This is a genomic window from Alistipes sp. ZOR0009 (genome assembly GCF_000798815.1).
GTDB lineage: Bacteria > Bacteroidota > Bacteroidia > Bacteroidales > ZOR0009 > Acetobacteroides.
Window position 1 is genome coordinate 45,548 of record NZ_JTLD01000011.1, and the last position, 8,050, is coordinate 53,597.

Below are 8,050 nucleotides of genomic sequence, written 5' to 3' on the forward strand. Positions count from 1 at the left end.
ACGAAAAAAACCAACCTGAACATCAGGTTGGTTTATATTCTCATGCATTTCTACATTAAATCATCAAACCCATACCCGACGGCATGCAGTAATGATGATGTAGATGTAGATTTGATAATTGCATTGTCAAAAACTGTTTGTCGGGTGCAATGTAATAAATTTTTTAATACATCAATACCCTCGATAAAAAAATTAGCAGTTACAACCGCTTCCGCAACCTTCGTCGTCGCAGCCACCGTCGCCACAACCACAGCCTTCGCCACAACCACCAGCGGTGTGAACATGACCGTGAGCTAGCTCCTCTTCAGTAGCCTCACGAACACCTACAACTTCGCCAGCGAAGCTTAGATCGGCACCAGCAAGGAAGTGGTTGAAGTCCATTACAACAACTTCTTCCTTAACTTCAACAACAACACCCATCATGCGGTGACCTTCGCCATCCATCATAGGAATTTGGTTGCCTACAGTAAGAAGCTGTGGATCGATTTCGCCTTCAACTTCGAAAATATTTTTAGGTAACTCAACAATTGCGTCTGCATTCTTTGGACCATAAGCCTCATCGCTCTTTAGCTCGAAGCTGAACTTATCACCGATCTTTAGACCGTTTACGTTCTCCTCAAATTTAGGAAGCAGGTATCCAGCACCAAATACGAATTCCATTGGTCTCTCAGCAGTAACTGTTTCAATTACGTTCCCTTCAACAGTTAGCTGATAGGTCAAAGAAACTACGGTGTCCTTAGTAATATTCATTGTTTTAAAAAATTAAATTTCAAGTGTAAATGGAGTATCCTCCCAATAAAATGCAAAACTAAACAAATATTATTGATTGATAGTTCATCGCTCAATATTTATTTTTTATCAAATGCTACTCCTATAGGGTATAGCGACGCTTCCACAATAATTCTGCCAAGAATTACGTATATTGCTACTATCAAAATTGCTACCATGAATATTATTGTAACCGGTGCAAGCAAGGGTATTGGCTTTGAAACAACCAAGGCAATTGCTGCCGCAGGCGACCATACCATTGTGGTTATAGCCCGCGATTTGGACAGCCTTAATAAGCTCAAAAGCGCTTGCATCCACGAAAACGTTAAAGCAAGAGTTCTCCCGCTAGCATTCGATCTTTCGAATCCGGAGGCTGTTGAAACCGATTTGATAAGGCAAATCACCGCCCTTATCCCTTCGGTTGATGTGCTTATAAACAATGCGGGCTCCCTTATAAACAAACCATTTGCCGATACGCAGCTAACTGACATACAGCAAATATTTCGAACAAACTATGTAGCCCCTTCGCTGCTAATAAAAGGGCTCATTCCATTTTTTAATCGAGGCGCGCACGTTGTGAGCATCAGCAGCATGGGCGGCGTACAAGGAAGCGTGAAATTTCCTGGACTTTCGTGCTACAGCTCGTCAAAAGCGGCGGTTGCTACGCTTACCGAATGCCTGGCGGAGGAGTATAAGGAGCATGGATTTCGCTTTAACAGCCTAGCATTAGGTTCTGTGAACACCGAAATGCTTCAAAATGCGTTCCCCGGCTACTCGGCACCTGTTGAGCCTGCCGAAATGGGACGATTCATTGCCGACTTTGCGCTAAATAGCGGCCGATTGTTTAACGGTAAGATTCTTTCCGTTTCCTCCACCACCCCTTAAGGAGCAAAAGTAAATAGCATAAAAAACCCCGAGCCGTAAGGCTCGGGGTTTACTTTATCTAACGATTAGTATTGCTTCTTCAGCAGCTCTGGATGCTCCTTATTTACCTTTATAAGTAGCTCTCCAAATAGGGTATTGGCCCAAGCAAACCACGAACGGGTAAAGTTCTCTGGCTTATCCTTGTGGAATGTCTCGTGCATAAAGCCAGTGCCTGCATGGGTATGCTTCAGCTGCTTAATGCACATCTCTATCTCCTGCTTATCGGTACTTGTAAGCGCACGCATGATAATTGCCATTGGCCAAATCATGTCTAGCCCTACGTGTGGACCTCCAATACCTTCGGCATACTTTCCTTTAAAGAAGTATGGGTTATCGGTGCTAAGAACGAACCTGCGCGTATTTTGGTAAATCTTATTATTAACGTCAACATAGCCAAGATATGGAAGGGCAAGCAACGAAGGAACGTTGGCATCATCCATCATCAGGTAGTTTCCAAAGCCATCTACCTCGAAGGCATAGATTTTACCGTACTTAGGATGGTTTACAATGGCATTTTTTTGAATTGCCGCATCCACCTCGTTTGCAAAAGCGGTACACTCGGCTGCAAACTTAGCATCCTTCATTATTTTGGTCGACATTTCGGCCAGTTCGCGCAGCGATACCACCGCAAAAGCGTTAGAAGGGATTAGGTAGGGGTAAATGGTTGCATCGTCGGATGGACGAAACATGGAGCAGATCAAACCGGTGTACTTAACGGGATTGCCATAGCCTGCGCCAAACTGGGTATCGGTTGCGGTTTCCGTTTTGCGGGTAAAACGGTAAGGTCCCTTGCTGTCCTTGCGTTGCTGCTCGCGGAATGTGCTTACAATAAGCTTCATTGCCTTTTGCCAGTCGGCATCAAAATATTTGGTATCGCCTGTTTGCTTCCAGTAGTTGTAGCTTAAACGAACAACGTAGCAAAGTCCATCAATTTCCCACTTGCGCTCGTGCAATTCGGGCTTCATGGCCGTGTTATCGCTCTCCCAGTAGCTTCCCTCCTTGTTCATGTTAAAGGCGTTGGCGTAAGGATCGATAAGCACACACTCCACCTGACGGTTGATAACCCCTGCAATAACCTCCTGAAGCTTGCTATCCTGCTTCATAAAGGGCATGTAAGGCCAAACCTGCGCCGTACAGTCGCGGAGCCACATCGCATGGATATCGCCAGTAATAACAAACGTGTTAGGCTTTCCATTCTTAATGGTATGCTCTACCGTTCTATCCAAGGTGTTAGGAAAACAGTTGCCAAACATCCACGCCAGCTCCTTATCGGCAATAGCGCCCTGCATCTGGGTAATTTTGCTCTCAATTGCCTTACTCGAAAAGTTCCTTTGGTTTTCATCGACACGTACTTTGGGAAAATCCTGTGCCGATACAGCACCCGAGAAGAGCATTGACGCCCCTCCAACTCCTAATAATAGATGCTTAATCTTCATTAATTCTGAATAAGTGGTTAGTAAAAAATACTTCGAACCAAAAATAGCTGCAAACTCCATTAAAAAGCCTACTTCAAAACATAAAAAGAAGCCATCCAATCGCTAGTAGCGAATATTTAGCTCTTTTTGCAAACGATTACAGGAGCGATCGTCCATAAAAAAGCTCGATACCGGAAGAAAGTACCTCCCAATATCGAGCTCCAAGTTACCACACTTTACTTATGCTAAAAAAATCGTGAGAATAGACCTTTAGACTTGGGGCGATAGGCCCGTACGTAGTCTATTACAAACTTTTGAGGCATAATCGAATCGTCGATAGGACCTCCCCAGCTGCCACCAACTGCCGTATTTAGCAGCAGGTAGAGTGGGCTTGTAAACGAGCCCTTATAAACGGTTTTAGGAACCTCAAACTGCAGGTAGCACTGCTCATCGATGTAGGCGTAAATCATGTTTCCAACTCGCTCCAAGGCGTAAACGTGATACGTATTGTGCAAATCGGCTACAACGGTCTTCTCTCCCTTGCTTTTTGTTCCTAGATTGATGGTAGAGTCGGCCCAGTGCATCGTTGCATAAACGGTATTAGGCGTATGGCCTACAAATTCCATTACATCGAGCTCGCTACAGCGCGGCCATCCAAGCTCCTTGCGGTTTACCCCCATCATCCAGATGGCAGGCCAGATTCCTTTACCTTGAGGAAGCTTTGCGCGCACCTCCACCCTGAAGTCGCCAGTAAAAGAACGCCTATCTAGCGTGTTGATGCTTCCCGAGGTGTAGTGAAAATCCTTATACTCCTCCTTACGGGATTCAATAATAAGCGTTCCATCCTCCACCCGCACATTCTCGGGACGACGGTAGGTGTAGTACTGCGCCTCCTTATTGCGAATATAGCCCACCTCGTATCCCCAAATGGTGGAATCGGGCAAACCAGACTTCTTAAACTCGTCGGACCAAAGAAGCTTCCAGGAATGCTTAGCTGGCTTGGCAGGCAGCTCGTTCGCCTGCTGTGCAAAGAGCGCATTCGCTCCAAATAGCAGGAAAACAACGCCAATAGCAGTTAGTTGCTTTTGCATAATTTTAATAGATATAAATGGTTAACAAATGGATGTCGGTTTTGGATTGGTTTGGGCAACAAAAAATGCTCGCCACCCATACAGCCTAGCGCAGGCCTACCGTATTGAAATATATTGTACTACGCATTGGAATCTTATAGGTTTAGGTTTAGCGGTTAATCACCAACGAAGTTAACCCAACGAACGACATTTATGGTATTGCAGCCGCTTTATTCATCTTTTTTAGCAGTGAATACCATTTTGTTTTGGAAGGAGAGGCAATCCGTTGACAGGTTGGTGGTTCTTGATTTCGATTAGAGCAATATGGTCGCTAAAAAAATCCATACATCATAATTTGCAGAAATAACGAGAGCATAATCTTCTATGTAAAATGGTCCAACGAAATTTCTTTTATAAAGAGAAACTACGACCTTCTTCGTTTTACTTCTATCCAACCGAATCCCTTAAAAAATGTCGAATTTTTGTAGCCTTATTTTGATGGCTCCCTTTGTTCGGTCGAAAAAATCGGATATTTCGTCGATTGTCCAGCCCCTATCGTGCAGCTCCACGAGCTTTTTATCGTCTTCGGGACGCCAGCTTCGGCTAGCAGCAGCCGGCTTGGGTGGCTTGGCAGGCTGTACGGTTACCGCAGCAGCTTTGCTGCGCGTGCTAACGGCCCTTACGCTCCCCGTAGCGGATATGGCGTAGTCAACTAGGCGTAAATCGACCGGCAGGTTGAGCCTTTTTTTGGCTCGGGTAGCTGCCACGTACAAAAGGTTTACCTCCTCGTTCAGCGAGTCGGCACCATGAGGGTTAATGGCAAACTCGCGGCGCAGCTTATCCTCCGTTTGAAAGTCGGAAGCCAAGGTAACCTCGTCGTACTCCATCCCCTTACAGCGGTGTACCGTCGAGAAGATGATATCGGCCTCCTCCTTCTTCCCATCCTCCACATGGCAGCTCTTAATACGGTTTATCAGCGCAGGAAGCTCGTGCCCATACTTCTTAACCATCTCCAGCATCGATTTTAGCTGCACATCCTCGGTCTCCTCCACGTACTCCTCAAACTCGTAGATATCCTTAAACGAGGAGAGCAGCCCATCGCGCACCTTATCCTTTGCCCCACGCTGCAGGTAGATGATATCCAGCAGTGAGGTACCCTCGTCGCCGTAGGTATACGACGAAATATTTCCCTCGAAGTAGAGCTTCCCCACCTTTCGCTTATCCACCACCAGCTCGATGGCCTTATCCAGAAGACTTATGTTGGTTCGTGCCACAAAAGCATGCGACTTTATAGCGCCAGCAGCATTTCCCAGACCGTTTATAAAGGGAGGTACAAACGACGGATTCATTGCGCTCTTCATTTGAAGAATATTTTGCGCCAGACAGGCCACGTCGCCATTAAAACGAAAGCTAGACGAGAGGTTGAGCGAACGAAAATCCACCGATTCGAGCGAGTTTACCGCATAGCGCCATCCATATATCTGCTGGTGGGTATCCCCAACGATTAGCTTGGTAGCCCGCTGCTTCAAGAAGACATCGAGCATGGCCGCAGAGGCATCCTGCCCCTCATCAAAAAGGATAAACCGATGCGAAAGCGTAGGGTTCGAGAGCTGGTACTTCTTCAGGTAGAAATCGTGGGTTATTTCGATCTCGCCGCTATCCATTTTTGCCAGAAAAAGGCGCGTATTGTACTCTATTTTGGTATAGTTGGTCAACACAAACTGCATGGCCACCTCCTCGTGTACCGTATCGGCATAGTTTAGCTCCTGTACCTTACGGCTGTGGCTGTTGCAGAAGTAGGCTACAAACCGAATTACGTGGTTGGCCACCCCCATGGCATGCAAAAGTTCCCCCTGCCTATCCAAACCCAGTATTCGCACCACCTCGTGCGTCTGGTAGCTGAAGCGAAGGCGGTATCCCGATCCCACAACCACACTTTTAAAGGCCAAGGAGTGAGCGGTCTCCACCCGAACGTTTTGTAGACCAGCCCTGGCAAACTTCTGCTCAGCCTCCATCCTCACCGACTTGTTGAAAGCGATGTAAAGCATGCTTCCCAAGCTTTGCTTGCGCTTGGCATACTCTATTATGGTGGTGGTTTTACCCGAACCCGCCACGGCGTTAACCTTTACGTCGGTGCTGCACTGTACAATCTGCTCCTGTTCGGGCGTTAGCTTCATTCTGGCCTTTTGTGTGGATTAAAAATAGCTCGCAAAGGTAGCCATTCGTCCCCTTCGCCTGCCCCATTTGCGGTTATTTAGCGGTTGTGGCAGCTTATTTTGGTAGAAAAGCCCTCACCACAAGATCGAAAGAGCTCAACTAAAAAGAAGCAAAGCTTTTGACGTAATAGTATAATAAGGTATGCCAGCATTTTCTGTAAGCTACCTGCCAAGCAGCCTACCTACCACGTAGCTAATCCATTCTCCCGGCCTGCTTAGAGCATCAAAATCTATCCAGGCAGACTTCATCTGCGAAATCTCGGCTCGCCAGTAGCCATCCTTTCCCTTTTTCCGCAGCAGCAGCTTCGTAGCCTTAGCGCATCGGGGATCCGTATGTCGACCATTATCCTTCAGCAACAATAAGATCTCAATTAAATTTGACTTATAGGAAAAGGGGTAAAAATTCTTCACAATCGAACCCTCAATAGGTTCTCCCGTCGAAAATTTCTTAAACACCTCGTGCCTTAGGATGTACTCCAGACCTTGGTGCAGCTTACTGTCAATTTCGGGGGATGCTCCATAGCGCTTTTTGTACTCGGTTAACGCCACCATCGACTTTACAACCCCATAGTAGCATGGCACCTTTTTCATACAACCACCAAAACGGGTATTTAAATCTTTCCCTGTCCAGCAGCACACCTCACCTCTTTCAAGGCTCTGATATTTGAGTATCCAACTTATTCCCGCATCTATTTTATCCCTTTCGTTAAAGCCATTTTTCATTAGCAGGGTTGATATTAAGGCATTATGGCAAGCCAACACCCCATCTCTATGGCCCGTTAACGAAAAACCTTCGGGAGTAAAGGTCTTCGTAACCAGCAGCTGCATCCACTCCCGAACTTCCGGAAGAATTCCGGCAAAAGGAATCTCAGAAAGCTCTACGAGCCGCCACTCGTACGCCCTGATCCCAACAAACAGCTCGAGGCGCTGCTTTGGTTTTAGCAAAAGCTGCTCCACCAGTTCCGATCGGCGAAGCAAATCCGTTGCCATTTCGTTCGTAATTTGTTCGCCAGTGTCATACGCCTTTCGAAGCGTTAAGGCTGTATCTTCTTTCATATTTATTTGATATCGCTACTTCCTTTTTCCTGCAGAAGCTTCACCACATTGCATTTGTGCAGCTATTCGTCCTACAGAAAGGCACATTCTAAACCATTTTACCATTCTTGCAATTGTAAGTAATGTCCCATTCGGCTATGAACTCCTGCCTCGAATAAATCGACAAAACTACGCTCATACCGACCTTATCAATAGCCCATTCAAGCATCTTTGCTTGCAATAGCAGGTATAAAAGGTCGTGGTTAGGATAAACTTAACGGCAACACTTTTCGTTTTGCGCTCAGCGACTACTTTCTTTTTACCTGGCAGAAGTATTCATCACTCCATCCAAAAGTAGCAAAAAAGCAAAGTGTAGCGATAGCCGTAGCTACAGCTTCTTTTCCTCTTTCTCCTATTCCTTTTTTAGCGCAAAAAAGGAATCGAAAAAACATGGCGAAAATTAACTCGCACCGTCAGCTTATAGAGCCTTAACGCCCTTATTATAATAGGTAGAACGATTTAGGCTTACGCCTTTGGCAAAATCTGACCTACCGAGCGTTGCTCAAACAAATATTTCCGCCGTTGGATGTGTGGCTAACGCCACGAGTGTTGACGGATGGAA

Annotated in this window: 6 protein-coding genes; 1 reads left to right on the forward strand and 5 read right to left on the reverse strand. The window is 46.1% G+C overall.

Annotated features, from left to right (window positions below):
* Positions 1–192: 192 nt before the first annotated feature.
* The gene (locus L990_RS03635; RefSeq protein WP_047445643.1) at positions 193–750 is read right to left on the reverse strand and encodes a peptidylprolyl isomerase; all 558 of its coding nucleotides are present in this window, start codon (positions 748–750) and stop codon (positions 193–195) included.
* Between the two features lie 195 nt (positions 751–945).
* On the opposite strand from L990_RS03635, the gene L990_RS03640 reads away from it, so the two are divergent.
* A complete protein-coding gene (locus L990_RS03640) occupies positions 946–1,653 on the forward strand; it encodes an SDR family NAD(P)-dependent oxidoreductase (protein WP_047445644.1) in 708 nt (235 codons plus the stop codon).
* A 65-nt stretch (positions 1,654–1,718) separates the two neighbouring features.
* On the opposite strand, the gene L990_RS03645 is transcribed toward L990_RS03640, so the two are convergent.
* The 4 genes from L990_RS03645 to L990_RS03660 all read right to left on the reverse strand — a co-directional run bounded on the left by L990_RS03645 (position 1,719) and on the right by L990_RS03660 (position 7,449).
* A complete protein-coding gene (locus L990_RS03645; protein ID WP_231562243.1) occupies positions 1,719–3,086 on the reverse strand; it encodes a glycoside hydrolase family 125 protein in 1,368 nt (455 codons plus the stop codon).
* 266 nt (positions 3,087–3,352) lie between these two features.
* Positions 3,353–4,198 carry a family 16 glycosylhydrolase gene (locus L990_RS03650; protein WP_047445647.1) on the reverse strand — a complete coding sequence of 282 codons (846 nt, stop codon included), beginning with the start codon at positions 4,196–4,198 and terminating at the stop codon, positions 3,353–3,355.
* A gap of 443 nt (positions 4,199–4,641) precedes the next feature.
* On the reverse strand, positions 4,642–6,354 hold the full coding sequence (locus tag L990_RS03655) for a 3'-5' exonuclease (protein WP_047445649.1): 1,713 nt from the start codon (positions 6,352–6,354) through the stop codon (positions 4,642–4,644).
* 201 nt (positions 6,355–6,555) lie between these two features.
* Positions 6,556–7,449, reverse strand: a complete 894-nt coding sequence (locus tag L990_RS03660; RefSeq protein ID WP_047445651.1) for a hypothetical protein — start codon at positions 7,447–7,449, stop codon at positions 6,556–6,558.
* Positions 7,450–8,050: the final 601 nt, after the last annotated feature.